Source organism: Bradyrhizobium zhengyangense (genome assembly GCF_022012435.1).
Classification (GTDB): domain Bacteria; phylum Pseudomonadota; class Alphaproteobacteria; order Rhizobiales; family Xanthobacteraceae; genus Bradyrhizobium; species Bradyrhizobium zhengyangense.
Genome location: NZ_JAKLUA010000018.1, coordinates 87,796 through 104,204 on the forward strand (window position 1 = coordinate 87,796; position 16,409 = coordinate 104,204).

The following is a 16,409-nucleotide window of genomic DNA, read 5'->3' on the forward strand; positions in this document are numbered from 1 at the left end:
CCCGTCTCATTCGACGGCTTTCGGCGCATCGCCTTGGGGCGCCGGTGCGAGCACGTGGATGGTTTCCTGGATCGACTCGAGCGCGCGCTCGGCGGCGCGCGCACCGTGCGCGATCAGATCTTCGGCACGATGAAAGTCGAACCAGCCGAATTGGCCGACCCGCGGCGTGATCAGGAGGTCCGGTGGATCGCCGGCGAGCCGCGCGCGGGTGATGCGGTCCTGCATGATGTTGAAGGCATCGATCATCACCGACGAGATGCCGGGCCGGCCGGCGCTGCCGAAGAACTCGCGCTTGACGGTCTTCTCCGGCGAGAAGATGCGCGGAAAGCGCCGCTTGGCCGGGACCTCTTCGGCGACAGGGGTGGCGACAGGCACGGGCATCGCCCCATGCGCATGGATCGTCGTCGAATGCGTGAAGATGTCGGTGGACAGATTGACCGCGATGACGATCTCGGCGCCGAGCGCCCGCGCCGCCGACACCGGCACCGGGTTGACCAGCGCGCCATCGACCAGCCAGCGGTCGCCGATCATCACCGGCGAGAAGATGCCGGGTAGCGCATAGGAGGCGCGCATCGCCTCGACCAGACGGCCGCGCGTCAGCCAGATCTCGTGGCCGGTCCGGACCTCGGTCGCGACCGAGGCATATTTCATCGGCAGGTCCTCGATCAGGGTCTGGCCGATCGATTCCTCCAGCCGGCTAGCGAGCTTCTCGCCGCCGATCAGGCCCGAGCCATTGAGGCGGATGTCGAGATAGCCGAGGATGTTGCGCACGCCTTGCAGGCTGCGGGCCCAGTCTTCCAGCGCGTCGAGCCGGTCGGCCGCATAGGCGCCGCCGACCGCAGCGCCGATCGAGGTGCCGACCACGACATCGGGCACGATGCCGTTGGCCAGCAGCGTTCTCATGATACCGATATGGGCAAAACCGCGCGCCGCACCGCCGCCGAGGGCAAGACCAATGACGGGCCGGCGGATGCTGCCGAGACCGACTTTCTCGCCATTTGCGCCGTTCACACCCCGACCTCTCAAGATATCCAGCACCGAAACTCTCCTACTCCGGGCCGTCCTCACTCCAGAGTAGGCGCCGCGCTTCCGCTTCGCCAGAAACAGGGCAAAGCATGGTTTATAGCGTTCGGGACGCAGGGGGCAGGAGTGTGGCGAGGGCCCGTTGCCTCAGAGATGTAATCACGCAGGCGTCAACCGGGTTCCATAGAACCGTAATCCATGGGATTTCAGAGGCTTGAATTTGCCGCGTTTTCGGTGAAAAGCAGGAAGCATGACTCCAGGGGGTGACGGCATCATCAGATGGCGGCGCGGCGGCAGGCTGCTGCCGGCGCTGATCGTTGCTGCGTGCCTCGTTACCTCAGGCCAAAACGCTGCGCAGGCGCAGCTTTTCTCTGATCGTCCGCCGCCGGTGCCGCCGGCCTCGGTGCCCGATCCCGGCGGCGCCGTCAGCCTGGCGCCGCCGTCCGGTCCAGGCGCCGGTCCCCTGAGCCTGCCGCCGACCCTGACCCAGCCGAATACGCCCAGCATGCCGCCGCCGGCCGTCTCGACCGTGCCGCCGTCCGCGCCGCTCAACGCGGCCGTGCCGGGCCAGGGTGTGCTGTCGCTGACCGCGAGATACGGCAAGGATTCTCCGGCGATCAACGGCGGCCTGGTCTGGCGCGTCTTTTCCGACCGTCCCGACGAGAACGGTACTTTCAAGCTGATCAAGGAGGACCGCAGCGCCACGCCCAGCATCGTGCTGCCGCCCGGCAATTACGTCGTGCACGTCGCCTTCGGTTTGGTCAGCGCGGTACGCACCGTCAGCCTGAAAGCCGAGACCGACCGCGAGTCCTTCGTGCTGCCGGCCGGGGGCCTGCGCATCGAGGGCCGCGTCGGCACCAGCCGCATCCCGCAGAACCAGATATCGTTCGCGATCTACAAGGGCAGCCAGTTCGAGTCCGGCGAGCGGGCCTCGCTGGTGCCGAACGTCGCCGCCGGCGACGTCGTGCTGCTGCCCGAGGGCACCTACTACATCATCTCCAATTACGGCGACGCCAACTCGGTGGTGCGCTCGGACATCCGCGTCCAGGCCGGCAAGCTCACCGACGTCACCATCACCCACCGCGCAGCCGTGATCACGCTCAAGCTCGTCAGCGACAAGGGCGGCGAGGCGCTCGCCAACACCGCATGGTCGGTGCTGACGCCCGGCGGCGACGTGATCAAGGAATCGATCGGCGCCTTCCCGCGCGTGGTGCTCTCCGAGGGCGAATACCGCGCCATCGCCAAGAACGAGGGCAAGGTCTACGAGCGCGGCTTCAACGTCGTCAACGGCGTCGACGGCGAGGTCGAAGTCGTGGCGCGGTAGGGCGCGAAGGTAACGCGGGCCTCGACGTAATGTGGCTTACCGCGACTCCCTTGCGAGTTGTGCCCCCTTGCGATTTGGTTCGGTAAACCAGACGCTCCCCAGCAAGACGATCGTGGCCAAGGCGGCCGTCAGGCCGAGCAAGGTCTGCCATCCGACCCGCTGGAGTAGCCAGCCGGACAATGCCGTGCTGATGGCGGTTGATAGGAAGACCGTTTGATCGTGGAATGCCTGAGCCTTGGCGCCCTCTGAAGTGCGATAGTTTTTCGTCAGCAGCGTGCTTCCGCCGACATAGAGAAAATTCCAGCCAACTCCCAAGAGAACCAGCGAAACCCAGAAGGCGTTTACGCCGGTTCCAAGAATTACGGCCGCGACAGCGCAAGCGAGCATCAAAAGCGCGCCAAGCCGGATGATCGCGGCTGCACCCGCGCGCTTGATCAATGCACCCGTCACGAACGACGGGGCGAACATTGCCAAAGCATGCCACTGGATCACGAACGCAGCGTCAGCGTATCCGTGATGGTGAGAGATCATCGCGATCGGAGCCGACGTCATCAGCATGCTCATGCCTGCATATCCGAGTGTGCTGCTGAGAACCGCCATGATGAATCCGGGCTGACGCGCGATTTGCGAAATCGGCCGACTCTCGGATTGCTCCATTTCGTCCTTGATGATCGGCAAACGCAGGCTGGCCTGGATTGCCAGGGCCACAAGCGCCAGGCAGGCCAGGAAAATGTAGGTCCCCGCGAATTGGACCGCAAAGAGGTCTTTGGTCCGCTTGGCTACCTCGGGACCCACGATTGCCCCCACGATGCCGCCGGCAAGGACCATCGAAATGGCGCGGCCAGCGAACTCTCGGCCGCTCATCTCCGCAGCAGCAAACCGATAATATTGTCCGAACGCGTTGTAGGCTCCAATCAGCAGCGTTCCGATGCACAAGATTACAAAGCTGCTCATGAACAACGCGGCGATGCAGATGAGTGCGCCTAATAGCCCGATGGCCGTCCCCACCAGAAACCCGTGTCGGCGTCCAAACCGTCTCATCCAGAGCGACGCGGGGAAGGTCATGGCTGCAGTACCGGCGATGTAGGTCGCGATAGGTAATGTTGCCAGCGACTTGTCTTCGCCGAGCAGGGCATAGCCCACCAAGCCGTTGAGGCCGATAACGACGATATTGTTTGTCAGTAGCGCTGCCTGGCAGGTCGCAAGAGGCATGACCAAGCGAAGCTGTTTGAGATCCAACGCATGCTCCTGTCGTTTGTGCGGAGTTGACAGCAAACTTCAAGGCCGATAGATAGTATGTACTCGCTATCTAATCAAGGATGTCAGAAATGGCCGCCGAAACCACCTCGTCTCTCAGCCGCGAACGCTTGCAAGCCGAAGACCGGAAGGAGCAGATCGTGCAGACGGTCTTGCGACTGGTCCACGAACGAGGTGCGGACTCGGTAAGTACGCAGCTCATTGCAGATACGATTGGTCGATCCCAAGGCGTGGTGTTTCGGCATTTCTCTACAAAAGAGGCGCTCTGGACCGAGGTTTTGGCGTGGCTGCAGGAGAGCCTGGAAGGCGTCTGGAGGCGCGCTCTACACGACCACAGCAACGAGCCGCCGCTCGCTCGCCTCGAGAAAATCCTCGTCGGTCACGTCGGGCTAATCGAGAAATTTCCCGCAATCGTTAAGGTGGTGATGTCGGACGATCTTCGGCATCGTTACCCGACGCTCAACGAACAGTTTCAAAAGCTTCATGTCCTGTACGAACGGCACGTGACCGATCTGCTGAAGGAGGCAGTCAAGGATGGTCAACTTCCGAAGGGCACAAGCATCTCCGATGCGGCAACCCTGTACTTCTGCATCATACAGGGTCTCGGTTTCCAGTCAGCGATCGCTGGTCTGCGGGCGAACAAGCTCGCGAGCCTCGCGTCCAGAATGTTTTTATTCTTCGTTACTGCGCTGGAGAATTTGCAGACGGGAGCGAAGACGCGGAAATCCGATCACGTCGAGAAAGCAAAATAGGAGTATTGCGATGCCCGAGATCGTTCCGAATTGGCATCCGATTTTTGTGCATTTCACGATCGCCCTGTACGTCGTGGCAACGGCGCTGTATGCCCTCGGTCAAATCGCGGGCGGACGCAGTTGGGCGGGCGTCGTGGTCGTCGCGGCCCGGATAAACCTCTGGACAGGAGCTGCGCTGTCGATCCTGACCGTGATTGCGGGAATCGACGCTTTCTTCACGGTCGCTCATGACGCGTCTCAAACGATCTTCATGATCGACCACCGGCGATGGGCGATCGCGACTGCCGTCGTCTGGTGGTTCATTGCCGTGTTTGAGGCGGCGAGAGCGATTCAAGGCAAGAAGGCGAATCTGGTAGTCGCGTTCGCGCTGGTTGTGGCTATCGGGCCGCTTGCCGTCACGGGTTGGAAAGGTGGCGAGTTGGTCTATCGAAATCGAATCGGCATCGTCGCAACGCGAATGAGTCCCGTCGATGGAATTGGCGAGCGCGGAGCGCATCCTTTGTCGGCGCCAGATCGAGGCGGCCGGAGTTAGCTCTGCCCTGACAGCCTTCGGAATTCGCCGCAAGCGGTATGACGAGCGCATCGCAGTTTGTCGCATTGTGCGCTGACCCTCACTTCCGATAGCGCAGCGCCTCCACTAGCACGGCGAAGGCCGGCGTCGGCTGTCGCCGGCTCGGGTAATAGAGATGATAGCCCGCGAACGGCGCGCACCACTCGGCGAGCACACGGATCAGGCGGCCATTGGCGATCTCGCGTTTCACCAGATCTTCTGGGATGTAGGCCAAGCCAAACCCGGCCAGCACAGCATTCATCCTGAGCAGGCCGGTGTTGAATACGAGCTGGCCGTCGACGCGAACCTTCACGACGCGGCCGCGCTTCTCGAACTCCCAGGCATAGATTCCGCCATAGGTCGGCAGGCGCAGGTTGATGCAATTGTGCTCGGTGAGATCCTGCGGCTGTTTCGGCTTGCTGCGCGCCGCAAAATAGGCGGGCGCGCCGACCACGGCCATCCGCATCTCCGGTCCGATCCGTACGGCGATCATGTCCTTGGCGACCTGCTCGCCGAGACGGACGCCGGCGTCGTAGCGTTCAGTGACGATATCGGTGAGGCCGTAGTCGATGATGAGCTCGACCTTGATGTCAGGATAGCGCGGTAGGAGCTTTGCGAGCGCCGGCCACAGGATCGCCTGTGCCGCGTGTTCGCCGGTGGTGATGCGGACCGTGCCCGCTGGCGTGGCACGCAGCGCGGTGAGCGCCGACAGCTCGGCGTCGATCTCGTCGAAACGCGGCCCGATCGTGCGCAGCAGCCGCTCGCCGGCCTCGGTCGGCGCCACGCTGCGGGTGGTGCGGGTCAGGAGCCGCAGGCCAAGCCGTTCCTCCAGCGCGCGCACGGTGTGGCTGAGCGCCGATTGCGACACCCCGAGCTGTGCGGCAGCGCGGGTAAAACTGCGCTCGCGCGCGACGGCGAGAAAGGCGAGCAGGTCGTTGGTGTTGGTGCGAGCCATTCATGAATCCAGATTATGAGTACATGCCGGTTTTATCATCTAATTGCAGGCTCGCGCGCGGCCTAAGTTCGCCGCCGGATATCAATCTGCAAGGAGAGCTTGACATGCAGACACGCAAACTCGGCAAAAGTGGCCTGGAGGTCTCGGCCCTCGGTCTCGGCTGCATGGGACTGAGTTACGGCTATGGCCCCGCGACCGAGACGTCGCAGGCGATCGCGCTGATCCGGACCGCGTTCGAGCGCGGCGTCAACTTCTTCGACACCGCGGAAGCCTATGGCCCCTTCGTCAACGAGGAACTGGTGGGTGAGGCGCTGGCGCCCTTCCGCGACAAGGTGGTGATCGCCACCAAGTTCGGCTTCAAGGGCGGCAAGGTCGAAGCCGGGCTCGACAGCTCCCCCGCCAACGTCAAGGCGGTGGCGGAGGCCGGATTGAAGCGGCTGAAGACCGACCGCATCGATCTATTCTATCAGCATCGCGTCGATCCCGCGGTGCCGATCGAGGACACTGCCGGCGCGGTGAAGGAATTGATCCGCGAGGGTAAGGTGCTGCATTTCGGCCTGTCGGAGGCGGGCGCCTCGAGCATTCGCCGCGCGCATGCGGTCCAGCCCGTCACCGCATTGCAAAGCGAATATTCGCTGTGGTGGCGCGAGCCGGAGCAGGAGATCTTGCCTGTTTTGGAAGAGCTGGGTATCGGCTTCGTGCCCTTCAGCCCGCTCGGCAAAGGCTTTCTCACCGGCGCGATCAACGAGAGCACGACGTTCGACAGCAGCGACTTCCGCAACATCGTACCGCGCTTCTCATCCAACGCACGCAAGGCCAATCAGGCATTGGTCGATCTGCTCGCCGAGATCGCTGCGTCCCGGAAAGTGACGCCGGCGCAGATCGCGCTGGCCTGGCTGCTGGCGCAAAAGCCCTGGATCGTGCCGATTCCCGGCACCACCAAGCTGCACCGGCTCGAGGAAAATCTCGGCGCGGCTGCAGTAACGCTGTCGCAAGCCGATCTTGCGGCCATTGCAGACGTGCTCGCCACGGTCGCGGTGCAAGGCGAGCGCTATCCTGCGCACCTCCAGGCACGGGTTGGCCGCTAACATTTGTTGTGAAGGCTCGGTGAGCGTTCGCTTACCGGGCATTCCCACTGTGTTTCGCTTTGAATACTGCAGTAAGCGCGACCAAGCCGCCAGCGAAGGAGATAGAGAACACCGGCGACATCGGCTTATTCCGGCCTCACCTCGACTTCGCTATTACCTTTGCAAGATACGCATTTCCGATAATCAATTTCATTCGCTTTCCATCCTGCTGGGTTATATGTCGGGCATCCGTCCAATGGGGGACGCCGGCGCAGCCTTGGCGGCTCGCGTAGCCGGCAAGGGGCAGGGGACCAAAGCGCGTCGGCATGTTCGAAGTGATCCTTACCAGGCGCAAACGGTTCGGTTGGCGGTGGCAGGTCTCCGACCAGTCCGGCAAGATCTTTGCCGACGGCTTCGAACGCACGCGGCCGTCAGCCAAATATCACGGCGAGCGCGCACTATTTTTCCTATTGTCGCAGGCCTATTTGCGCAACCGCTCGGCGGCGTCGAGCGAGGATTAGCGGCAGTTCTGCGCCGTCAGATATCGACCACCAATTTGCCCTTGGCGGCGTGATCGCGGATCAGCGCATAGGCCTCGCCAACGCTCTCCATCGAAAAGCGCCTGGCATCCAGCAACGGCACGAGCTTGCCGGCCTCAGCGAGGCGCGTGGCCTCTGCCATGATCTCCCCGTGATGCGCACGGCCTTCGCCTGACAGCAGCGGCAGCAGCGTGAACACGCCGGAATAGGTGGCGGCGCGGAACGACAGCGGGGCCAGCGCATGCGTGCCCCAGCCGAGCGCGCTGACGACATGGCCGAAGTGGCGCACCGCCGCAAAGGAGGCATCGAGCACCTTGCCGCCGACGGTGTCGTAGACGATGTCGAAGCCGCGGCCGCCGGTATGTTCGGCGACATAGGCCTCGACCGAACTGTCGCGGTCGATGAATACAGCACCAAAACCTTCGATAGTCGCGCGCTGTGAGGCCGAGCCCGTTGCGTACACCTCCGCGCCGAACGCGCGCGCGATCTGGATCGCGACATGGCCGACGCCGCCCGCGCCGCCATGGATCAATACCTTCTGTCCGGCCTTCAGGGCGGCACGGTCGATCAGGCCTTCCCACGCGGTGGTGAAAATGAGGGGCAGGGCGGCAGCCTCGCGCATGCTGAGATTGGCTGGCTTCAGCGCCAGCAGGTCGGCATCGACGGCGGCGAACTCGGCGAGCGATCCCTGCACGCCACCGACTCCGCCGGTCATGCCATAGACCTCATCGCCAACCTTGAAGCGCGAGACCTCGCGCCCGGTCTGCTCGACCACGCCGGCGAGATCGATGCCGGGGATCGCCGGCAGCGGCTGGCGCGCATGCGCGGCCGCGCCGGCATGGATCTTGGTGTCGAGCGGATTGACGCCGCTGGCGCGGATACGCACCAGCACCTCGCGCGGGCCGATCTCGGGCGTGGAGATGGTTGAGATGCGCAAGGGGGCGTTGTGGGTCTCCAGCACGCCTGCTCGCATCGTCGATGGTCTGGTCATGGCCGTCTTGCTCCCGTTGTCGGCCTCCAATATGCCCATGATTTTTTGCATGAGAAGAAACAATAGCGTACGATATTCGTGCATTTTTGAATGGGCGGGGGATCCGATGGAATGGAGCGATCTGCGCATCTTCCTGGCGATTGCGCGCGAGGGTACGTTAGGGGCTGCCGCGCGAAAAATCGGGCAGACCCAGCCGACGATGGGACGGCGGCTGCGTGTGCTGGAGCATGCGCTCGGGCAAACGCTATTCCAGCGCACGGCCGACGGTTTTGTCCTCACCGACGAAGGCATGGCTGTGCTCGCCCATGCGGAGCGGATCGAGGAGGAGGCGCTCGCGCTGCAGCGGCAGGCGACAGGTGCCGAGACGCAGCTCGACGGGACCTTGCGTCTGTCCTCGTCGGACTGGTTCGGCACGCTGATGCTGTCGCCGGTCATCGCGGCCTTCGGCAAGCGCCATCCCAAGGTGATTGTCGAGCTCCTGACCGATGCCCGGCTCTACAGCCTGCCGCGGCGCGAAGCCGATCTCGTCTTTCGCATCAAGCCGTTCAGCGAGCCCGAGGTCATTTCCAGGAAACTGCTGCACATTCCCTATGCGCTCTACGGCAAGAAAGGCTGCAAGCCGCCGCGCGCCGGCGACGGCAGCGGTGTCCGCGTCGTGACCATGAACGCCGAATTCGCCGAGATGCCCGACGCCGTCTGGCTGAAGCGCAATTTGCCGAAGGCGGAGATCGCCGCGCGCAGCAACAACAGGCAGGTGCAGGCCGAGCTTTGCGCCGCAGGTGGCGGCCTCGCAGTGCTGCCGCGTCCGCTCGGTGATCGCGACCGCCGCCTGGTCGCGCTCCACATCGGCGTGAGCCCGCCGGGCCGTGACACCTATGTCGGCTATCACCGCGATCTCCGGCGGCTCGCGCGCCTGCGCGCGCTGCTGGATCTCGTGATTGAGCGATTGGCCGGGGAGGCGTCGTAGCCGCGAGGATGCGAAGGTGTGTCTGCTTTGCTCCGTCATTGCGAGCGTAGCGAAGCAATCCAGAATGCGTCTGCGGAAAGACCCTGGATTGCTTCGCTACGCTCGCAATGACGACGTGGATGCAGCTGTTCGCAAAAGAGACACCCCGCATTTCAAGCAACCGTCACAGTCTCTAACGCCCACTAACCAACGCGCGACTTAAAACTGTCATAATCACTGATCCGGAACCTGCGTCTGCGTCCTTTTTACACGCCATTAAGCGAGCCAGCCCTTGGATGCGCACGGAAAGTGCGTTGGGGACTGCAATGAGTGCCGCGAAGAAGATGCCGGGCAAACCGGCCACCGAAATGTTCGACGACATCCCGGTGCTTCAGCGCAAATGGCGTGCCGCATTGAGGCCGGGTGACCGGCTGCCGCGATATGAAGACGTGATGCTCGGCAGCCTTGGACGGATGGCCGATCACATCGCGCTGCTCAAGGGTGAGGGCACGCTCGAACTGTCGCGCAGCGGACGCTACGTGCAGAAATGGCTCGGCGACGAGCGCTGGGACATTCCGGTCGAGGAGCTGGCGCCGGATTGCGCCACAGCGCTGTCGGAAGCGGTGTCAAGCGCGCTCAAGAACGGACGGCCGCACCAAGCCAGCGCCCATTGCGTGCGCGACGGCATGGTCAGGACCTACGATCTGCTGGCGCTCCCGACTGCCTCGCGCTGGGGCGCGACGCTGGTCGGCGCCTATGTCAACGAGCGCGGTGCGCAGTACAATCTGCTGGATGCGATCTTTTCCGCGACCGACGATGCCGTGGTCTCGCTGGCGACGCTGCGCGATGCCAATGGTCAGCCGTCCGATTTCCAAATCGTGCATCACAACAAGAGCGCGGAGCTGCTGCTTGATGTCGCGAGCGGCGGCCTGCTGTGGCGTAAGATCGGCCATGGCACCACACTGCTTGCCGCGGCCGAAATCTTGGAGTTCCTGCTGAAAGCGGTTTTGGGCGGCCGCGGTGAGCAGCTCGAGATCGAGAGCGACGGCCGTCATCTGCGCATGAGCGCGACGGCCTTCGCCGACGTCATTTCGCTGACCATCTCCGATGTCACTGCGATGAAGCGGCGCGACGCCTCGTTCCGCCTGCTGTTCGACAACAACCCGATGCCGATGTGGGTGTTCGACGCCGAGACCAGGCAGTTCCTCAGCGTCAATGACGCCGCTGTCCAGCATTACGGCTATAGTCGCGCCGCCTTCCTGCGCATGAAGCTGCACCAGATCTGGCCCGAGGACGAGTGGGAAAGCCACACCGAGGCGCTCGAGCGCGTCGGAGAAACCTATCACTCCCAGCGCAATTGGCGGCACCTGCGCGCCGACGGCAGCGAGATCGAAGTGCTCACCTTTGGCCGCCGCGTCCCCTTCAACGACCGTGACGGTTATCTGGTCGCAGTGGCCGACATCACCGAGCGGCGGAAGGCGGAAGCGCGGATCGCCTATATGGCGCACCACGACGGGCTCACCGACCTGCCCAACCGGGAACATTTCCAGGAGCGCTTGAAGCAGGCGCTCGACCAGGCTGCGGGAAAACGGGTCGGCGTGCTCTATATCGACCTCGACCTGTTCAAGAACATCAACGATTCCTTCGGGCATCCCTCAGGCGATCGCCTGTTGAAAGAAGTTGCCGAACGCCTCACCACCGCGGTTCGCGGCGCCAATCTCGCAGCGCGGCTCGGTGGCGACGAGTTCGCCGTGATCCTCGCCGCGGACGTTTCGCCGAACGAGGCGAGCGCCTGCGCGACGCTGCTGATCGAGATACTGAAGGCGCCTTACGACATCGACGGTCAGGAAATGGTCATCGGCGCGAGCATCGGCATCGCGCTGTCGCCGGGCGACGGCACCACGTCCGAGGAACTGATGCGCAACGCCGACATGGCGCTGTACCGGGCGAAGTCCGACGGCGGCGGCGTGCACCATTTCTTCGAGCGCGAGATGGACCTGCAGGCGCAGAAGCGCCGCGACATGGAGGTCGATCTGCGCCGCGCCTTTGCCAATGGCGAGTTCGAGCTGCACTACCAGCCGCTGGTGTCGATCGCCTCCGACCGCATCTCCGGTTTCGAGTCGCTGTTGCGCTGGCGTCACCCCGACAAGGGCATGGTCTCGCCGGCGGAATTCATTCCGGTCGCGGAAGACATCGGCCTGATCACCCAGCTCGGCGAATGGGTGCTGCGCGAGGCCTGCCATGAAGCGGTGAAGTGGCCGTCAGACGTCAAGGTCGCGGTCAATCTGTCGCCGGCGCAATTCCGCAGCCGCAATCTGGTTCAGGTCGTGATCTCGGCGCTGGCGCAATCCGGCCTGTCGCCGAAGCGGCTCGAGCTGGAAATCACCGAATCGATCTTCCTCGCCGAGACCGACGCCAATTTGGCGATCCTGCATCAATTGCGCGAGCTGGGTGTCGGCATTTCCATGGATGATTTCGGCACGGGCTATTCGAGCCTCAGCTACTTGCGCAGCTTCCCGTTCGACAAGATCAAGATCGACCGCTCCTTCGTGAAGGATCTGGCGCAGCGGCCCGATTGCGTCGCGATCGTGCGTGCGATCTCCGGGCTTGGCCGCAGCCTCAACATCACCACGACCGCGGAGGGCGTCGAGACCGAGGATCAGCTCGACTGGCTCCGCGCCGAAGGCTGCAACGAGGTGCAGGGTTTTCTGTTCAGCGCGGCGCGCCCGGCTGGCGAGATCGCAAAGCTGCTGGCCGAGTTCGGTCAGCGCACCTCACGGGCGGCATGAGCATGATCCGGAAAAGTGCGCAGCGGTTTTCCGAAAAGATCATGCTCGAACAAACGACTCATGCGGGCGAAAAGCTGCCGTAGACCAGTTCCTTGAACGCGGGCGTGATGCGGCCGCGTTCGTTCTGGGTCTGCTCCATCAGGATGTAGACCATGTCGAGTTTGGGGTCGACGCCGAAATAGGTGCCGCTGCCTGAGTCCCATTTCAATTCGCCGATCGAGCCCGCCGGCGGCGGCTTGGCGTTGCCGGGATCGGTTCGGACCGCAATTCCGTAGCCATAGCCGAAGCCATCGCCGGGGTAATAGAAATAGTCGCGTTCGACGCCGGAGCCGGGCCCGATCTGATCGCTCGTCATGGCCTTGAAGGCGGTCGGGCTGAGGTAACGCTTGCCGTCGAGCTCGCCGCCGCTGAGCAGCATTTGCGCGAAGCGTCGATAGTCAGTGATGGTCGAGAGCAGGCCGCCGCCGCCGGATTGCCATTCCGGATGGTCGAGACGTTCGCGCTCGCCATCGAGCAGGATCTGGTCGCTCGGCAGCGGTCGCGCCATCCGTTCGATCTCGTCCGGTGTCGACAGCACGAATTTGGTGCTGGTCATGCCGAGCGGATCGAAGATGCGCTGCTTCAGCGCATCGTAGAGCGACTGCTGGGTGATGATCTCGATGACGCTTCCGAGCACATCGGTGGAATGACCATAGCGCCACAGCGTCCCCGGCTCGCGCGCGAGCGGGAGCCTCGCGATACGGTCGGCGAATTCCCGGTTGTTGAAGGGGCCTTCGAAGATATGCGCAGCCCTGTAGGCAAGCTCGACCCACCTTCCGCCGATATAGTCGTAGGTGATGCCCGAGGTGTGCCGCATCAAATCCCTGATGGTCACCGGATGAACAGGCGGCACCATCTCGAGCGCCATCGAGCCGTCGGGCTTGGTGATTTCCATTCCCACCTTTGTAGCGGCAAAGAGGGGAATGTATTTCGACACGGGATCGGTAAGCGCAAGCTTGCCCTCGTCGATCAGCATCATGGCCGCGAGGCTGGTGATCGGCTTGGTCATGGAATGGAGGGCGAAGATCGTGTCCGGCGTCATGGACAGGCGGGTCCTGACATCCCGTACGCCGAACATCTTGAAATAAACAGGCTTGCCGTGCTGCTGGACCAGAACGATCGCGCCCGGCAAACGGCCGGTGGTCACCTCGTTTTCGAAGAACGCGGTGATGCCTCGCAGCTTGTCGGGTGCGGGAGCGGGGATGTCGCCAGCGCGGCTCCGCGCCATCGTGCCGGCCAGCATCGCTGCCCCGACCAGAAATTCACGACGCTTCATGCGGGCTTCCTCACTCGCCGGGAGCAAAGCCGCAAGACATCAGAAGCGTCAACAAAACTTCGATCAAAAACGGGTCACGATTTCGGAAAGCACCGGTCGCGGACGATCCTCGCTCGGCTTGGTCGGCTTGCCGATGTGCACGAGGCCTGCGAGTTTCTCGTCGGCCTTGAGGCCGAGGCCATCAAGCACGTCGCGATCGAAGGCGAACCAGCCGGTCAGCCAGGCCGCGCCGTAGCCGAGCGCGGTGGCGGCCGTGACGATGTTCATGGCGCTGGCGCCGGCCGACAGCTCCTGCTCCCACGCCGGCACCTTGGGATGCGGCTTGGTGAAGCTGACGATGCCGATCACCAGCGGCGCATCGGTGAGGCGCTTGCGTTCGGTCTCGATATCGGCGGCGGGGGCGCCGGGATTCTTCCGGGCAAAGACTCTTGCAATCACCTCGCCGGCGCGCTGGCGCGCATCGCCCTCGAAAATGATGAAGCGCCACGGGGCGAGCTTGCCGTGATCGGGCACGCGCGCGCCGATGGTGAGAATGGTCTCGAGCTCAGCCGGCGAGGGGCCGGGGCCGGTCATCTCGCGCGGCTTGACCGAGCGGCGGGTTTTCAGGAGTTCGATGGCATCTGGCATTGCGATGGCCTCTTCGGCTGGTCGGCGGGCGTGCCATGCCGAGATAGGCATGCACGCCCGCAACCGAAAGCGAGTTTAGATCGATTTCAGGGATCAGGCCGCGCCGCGCGCCCGCCGGACGTCAGGCGGGGTCGCCTCGTCGACCAGGGCGGCGATAGCCTCCCCGGTCGTCATCACCTTCTGGCCGTCGCTACCGAGTCGGCGAACCGAGACCGAATGCGTCTCGGCCTCTTTCTTGCCGACCACGAGCAGCGCCGGGATCTTGGCCAGCGAGTGCTCGCGGACCTTGTAGTTGATCTTTTCGTTGCGCAGGTCGATCTCGACCCGAAGACCCGCGCGCCGCGCCTGTTCCAGCACCACCTTGGCGTATTCGTCGCCCTCCGAGGTGATGGTGGTGACGACTGCCTGCACCGGCGAAAGCCAGAGCGGGAAGTTGCCGGCATAGTGCTCGATCAGGATGCCGATATAGCGCTCCATCGAACCGCAGATCGCACGGTGCACCATCACAGGCGGTTTCTTGCCGCCGTCATGGTCGATGTAGAACGCACCGAACCGTTCCGGCAGGTTGAAGTCAACCTGCGTGGTGCCGCACTGCCAGTCGCGGCCGATGGCATCGCGTAGCACATATTCGAACTTTGGCCCATAGAACGCGCCTTCGCCCGGGTTGATCTCGGTCTTGATGTGGTTGTTCTGCGCCTGGATCTCGCGCAGCACCGTCGCCATCACGCGCTCGGCGTGATCCCACATCGCATCCGTGCCTACGCGTTTTTCCGGCCGCGTCGACAGCTTCACGGTGAGATCGCCGGTGAAGCCGAAATCGGCATAGGTCGACAGGATGAGATCGTTGATCTTCAGGCATTCCTCGGCGAGCTGGTCCTCGGTGCAGAAGATATGCGCGTCATCCTGGGTGAAGCCGCGCACGCGCATCAGGCCGTGCATGGCGCCCGATGGCTCGTAGCGATGCACCACGCCGAACTCGGCGAGGCGCAGCGGCAGGTCGCGGTAGCTCTTCAGGCCGTGCTTGAAGATTTGCACGTGACCGGGGCAGTTCATCGGCTTCAGCGCAAACCAGCGCTTGTCCTCGGCCTCGTCGCCGGCCGACTGCGCCGCGAACATGTTTTCGCGGTACCAGCCCCAATGGCCCGAGGTCTCCCACAGCACCTTGTCGAGGATCTGCGGCGCGTTGACCTCGCTGTAATCGCCGGTCAGGCGGCGGCGCATATAGGCGATCAGCTGCTGGAAAATCGTCCAGCCCTTCGGGTGCCAGAACACGACGCCGGGACCTTCCTCCTGGAAATGGAAGAGGTCGAGCTCACGTCCGAGCTTGCGATGGTCGCGCTTCTCGGCTTCCTCGATCTGCTTGAGGTAAGCGTCGAGGTCCTCCTGCTTGGCGAAGGCGGTGCCGTAGATGCGGGTCAGCATCGGGTTGTTGCTGTCGCCGCGCCAATAGGCGCCGGCCACCTTCATCAATTTGAATGCGTTGCCGACCTTGCCGGTCGAGGTCATGTGCGGGCCGCGGCAAAGATCGAACCAGTCGCCCTGGTAGTAGATCTTGATCGGCTCGTTGCCCGGAATGGCGTCGACCAGCTCGACCTTGAACGCCTCGCCCTTGTCGCGGAACACCTGCTTGGTCTTTTCGCGGTCCCAGACTTCCTTCGTGAAAGGCTTGTCGCGCGCGATGATCTCGCGCATCTTTTTCTCGATCGCGGCAAAGTCTTCCGGCGTGAACGGCTCGTTGCGGAAGAAGTCGTAATAGAAGCCGTTCTCGATCACCGGGCCGATGGTGACCTGGGTGCCCGGCCACAGCGTCTGCACGGCTTCCGCGAGCACGTGGGCGCAGTCGTGGCGGATCAGTTCGAGCGCCTCCGGTTCGTCGCGCGAGATCAGCCTGAGCTTGGCGTCGGCCTCGATGGGATCGTTGAGATCGGTGAGCACGTCATCAAGCGTCATCGCCACGGTGCGCTTGGCGAGCGAGGGCGAGATGCCCTTGGCGATCTCGAGGCCGGTGATGCTCTTCTCGTATTCGCGCCGGGCGCCGTCGGGGAAGGTGAGGGTGACTTTGGCGGCTGGGGTCACGGGCTTCAGGTTGCTGAGGGAATATTGAAAGCCGGATTCGGATTTGGGCTGGTCGGACATTGCTTTTCTCCTGAGGCTCACTCCTGCGAACGAGCGCAGGTAAGCGGGAACGAGCGATATATCAGGCGATTCGGCCTGTGCAATCCGGCATTTCCAAGAAAGTGGCGCGCAAAAGCCGGGGCAGTGCGCCAACTATTT

General features: G+C 63.4%; 14 protein-coding genes. 7 read left to right on the plus strand and 7 right to left on the minus strand.

Annotated features, from left to right (window positions below):
• Positions 1–6: 6 nt before the first annotated feature.
• A complete protein-coding gene (locus tag L6637_RS34790; protein WP_237866271.1) occupies positions 7–1,038 on the minus strand; it encodes a patatin-like phospholipase family protein in 1,032 nt (343 codons plus the stop codon).
• Between the two features lie 235 nt (positions 1,039–1,273).
• Between L6637_RS34790 and L6637_RS34795 the strand changes: the two genes are divergently transcribed.
• Positions 1,274–2,347, plus strand: a complete 1,074-nt coding sequence (locus L6637_RS34795) for a hypothetical protein (protein WP_237866272.1) — start codon at positions 1,274–1,276, stop codon at positions 2,345–2,347.
• A 36-nt stretch (positions 2,348–2,383) separates the two neighbouring features.
• Here the strand turns inward: L6637_RS34795 and L6637_RS34800 are convergent, their stop codons facing one another.
• Positions 2,384–3,586, minus strand: a complete 1,203-nt coding sequence (locus L6637_RS34800) for an MFS transporter (RefSeq protein WP_237866273.1) — start codon at positions 3,584–3,586, stop codon at positions 2,384–2,386.
• 89 nt (positions 3,587–3,675) lie between these two features.
• On the opposite strand from L6637_RS34800, the gene L6637_RS34805 reads away from it, so the two are divergent.
• On the plus strand, positions 3,676–4,356 hold the full coding sequence (locus tag L6637_RS34805) for a TetR/AcrR family transcriptional regulator (protein WP_237866274.1): 681 nt from the start codon (positions 3,676–3,678) through the stop codon (positions 4,354–4,356).
• 10 nt (positions 4,357–4,366) lie between these two features.
• Positions 4,367–4,888, plus strand: a complete 522-nt coding sequence (locus L6637_RS34810) for a DUF2231 domain-containing protein (RefSeq protein WP_237866275.1) — start codon at positions 4,367–4,369, stop codon at positions 4,886–4,888.
• Between the two features lie 79 nt (positions 4,889–4,967).
• Here L6637_RS34810 and L6637_RS34815 read toward each other — a convergent pair whose 3' ends face one another.
• The gene (locus L6637_RS34815; protein ID WP_237866276.1) at positions 4,968–5,861 is read right to left on the minus strand and encodes a LysR family transcriptional regulator; all 894 of its coding nucleotides are present in this window, start codon (positions 5,859–5,861) and stop codon (positions 4,968–4,970) included.
• Between the two features lie 104 nt (positions 5,862–5,965).
• On the opposite strand from L6637_RS34815, the gene L6637_RS34820 reads away from it, so the two are divergent.
• Together L6637_RS34820 and L6637_RS34825 are read left to right on the plus strand one after the other, a co-directional pair.
• Entirely contained in the window at positions 5,966–6,949 is a 984-nt protein-coding gene (locus L6637_RS34820; protein ID WP_237866277.1) for an aldo/keto reductase, read from the plus strand.
• Between the two features lie 305 nt (positions 6,950–7,254).
• Positions 7,255–7,449: a hypothetical protein gene (locus tag L6637_RS34825; protein ID WP_237866278.1), complete on the plus strand. Its 195-nt coding sequence runs from the start codon at positions 7,255–7,257 to the stop codon at positions 7,447–7,449.
• Positions 7,450–7,465: 16 nt separating this feature from the next.
• Here L6637_RS34825 and L6637_RS34830 read toward each other — a convergent pair whose 3' ends face one another.
• Positions 7,466–8,458, minus strand: coding sequence for a zinc-dependent alcohol dehydrogenase family protein (locus L6637_RS34830; RefSeq protein WP_237866279.1), 993 nt, complete (start codon positions 8,456–8,458; stop codon positions 7,466–7,468).
• Between the two features lie 106 nt (positions 8,459–8,564).
• Between L6637_RS34830 and L6637_RS34835 the strand changes: the two genes are divergently transcribed.
• On the plus strand, positions 8,565–9,425 hold the full coding sequence (locus tag L6637_RS34835) for a LysR family transcriptional regulator (protein WP_237866280.1): 861 nt from the start codon (positions 8,565–8,567) through the stop codon (positions 9,423–9,425).
• A gap of 305 nt (positions 9,426–9,730) precedes the next feature.
• Positions 9,731–12,193, plus strand: a complete 2,463-nt coding sequence (locus L6637_RS34840; protein ID WP_237866281.1) for a putative bifunctional diguanylate cyclase/phosphodiesterase — start codon at positions 9,731–9,733, stop codon at positions 12,191–12,193.
• Between the two features lie 58 nt (positions 12,194–12,251).
• Here the strand turns inward: L6637_RS34840 and L6637_RS34845 are convergent, their stop codons facing one another.
• The 3 genes from L6637_RS34845 to thrS form a co-directional block, all read right to left on the minus strand.
• Entirely contained in the window at positions 12,252–13,508 is a 1,257-nt protein-coding gene (locus L6637_RS34845; protein ID WP_237866282.1) for a serine hydrolase domain-containing protein, read from the minus strand.
• A gap of 63 nt (positions 13,509–13,571) precedes the next feature.
• Entirely contained in the window at positions 13,572–14,135 is a 564-nt protein-coding gene (locus L6637_RS34850; protein ID WP_237866283.1) for a nitroreductase family protein, read from the minus strand.
• Positions 14,136–14,228: 93 nt separating this feature from the next.
• Positions 14,229–16,271, minus strand: coding sequence for a threonine--tRNA ligase (gene thrS / locus L6637_RS34855; protein WP_237866284.1), 2,043 nt, complete (start codon positions 16,269–16,271; stop codon positions 14,229–14,231).
• Positions 16,272–16,409 lie beyond the last annotated feature (138 nt).

Excerpts from the sequence above, each read along its gene's own strand:
- L6637_RS34850 (WP_237866283.1), bottom strand. The coding sequence starts at position 14,135 with ATGCCAGATGCCATCGAACTCCTGAAAACCCGCCGCTCGGTCAAGCCG.
- L6637_RS34825 (WP_237866278.1), top strand. The coding sequence starts at position 7,255 with ATGTTCGAAGTGATCCTTACCAGGCGCAAACGGTTCGGTTGGCGGTGG.
- L6637_RS34805 (WP_237866274.1), top strand. The coding sequence starts at position 3,676 with ATGGCCGCCGAAACCACCTCGTCTCTCAGCCGCGAACGCTTGCAAGCC.
- L6637_RS34815 (WP_237866276.1), bottom strand. The coding sequence starts at position 5,861 with ATGGCTCGCACCAACACCAACGACCTGCTCGCCTTTCTCGCCGTCGCG.
- L6637_RS34810 (WP_237866275.1), top strand. The coding sequence starts at position 4,367 with ATGCCCGAGATCGTTCCGAATTGGCATCCGATTTTTGTGCATTTCACG.
- L6637_RS34840 (WP_237866281.1), top strand. The coding sequence starts at position 9,731 with ATGAGTGCCGCGAAGAAGATGCCGGGCAAACCGGCCACCGAAATGTTC.
- thrS (WP_237866284.1), bottom strand. The coding sequence starts at position 16,271 with ATGTCCGACCAGCCCAAATCCGAATCCGGCTTTCAATATTCCCTCAGC.
- L6637_RS34835 (WP_237866280.1), top strand. The coding sequence starts at position 8,565 with ATGGAATGGAGCGATCTGCGCATCTTCCTGGCGATTGCGCGCGAGGGT.
- L6637_RS34795 (WP_237866272.1), top strand. The coding sequence starts at position 1,274 with ATGACTCCAGGGGGTGACGGCATCATCAGATGGCGGCGCGGCGGCAGG.
- L6637_RS34845 (WP_237866282.1), bottom strand. The coding sequence starts at position 13,508 with ATGAAGCGTCGTGAATTTCTGGTCGGGGCAGCGATGCTGGCCGGCACG.
- L6637_RS34830 (WP_237866279.1), bottom strand. The coding sequence starts at position 8,458 with ATGACCAGACCATCGACGATGCGAGCAGGCGTGCTGGAGACCCACAAC.
- L6637_RS34820 (WP_237866277.1), top strand. The coding sequence starts at position 5,966 with ATGCAGACACGCAAACTCGGCAAAAGTGGCCTGGAGGTCTCGGCCCTC.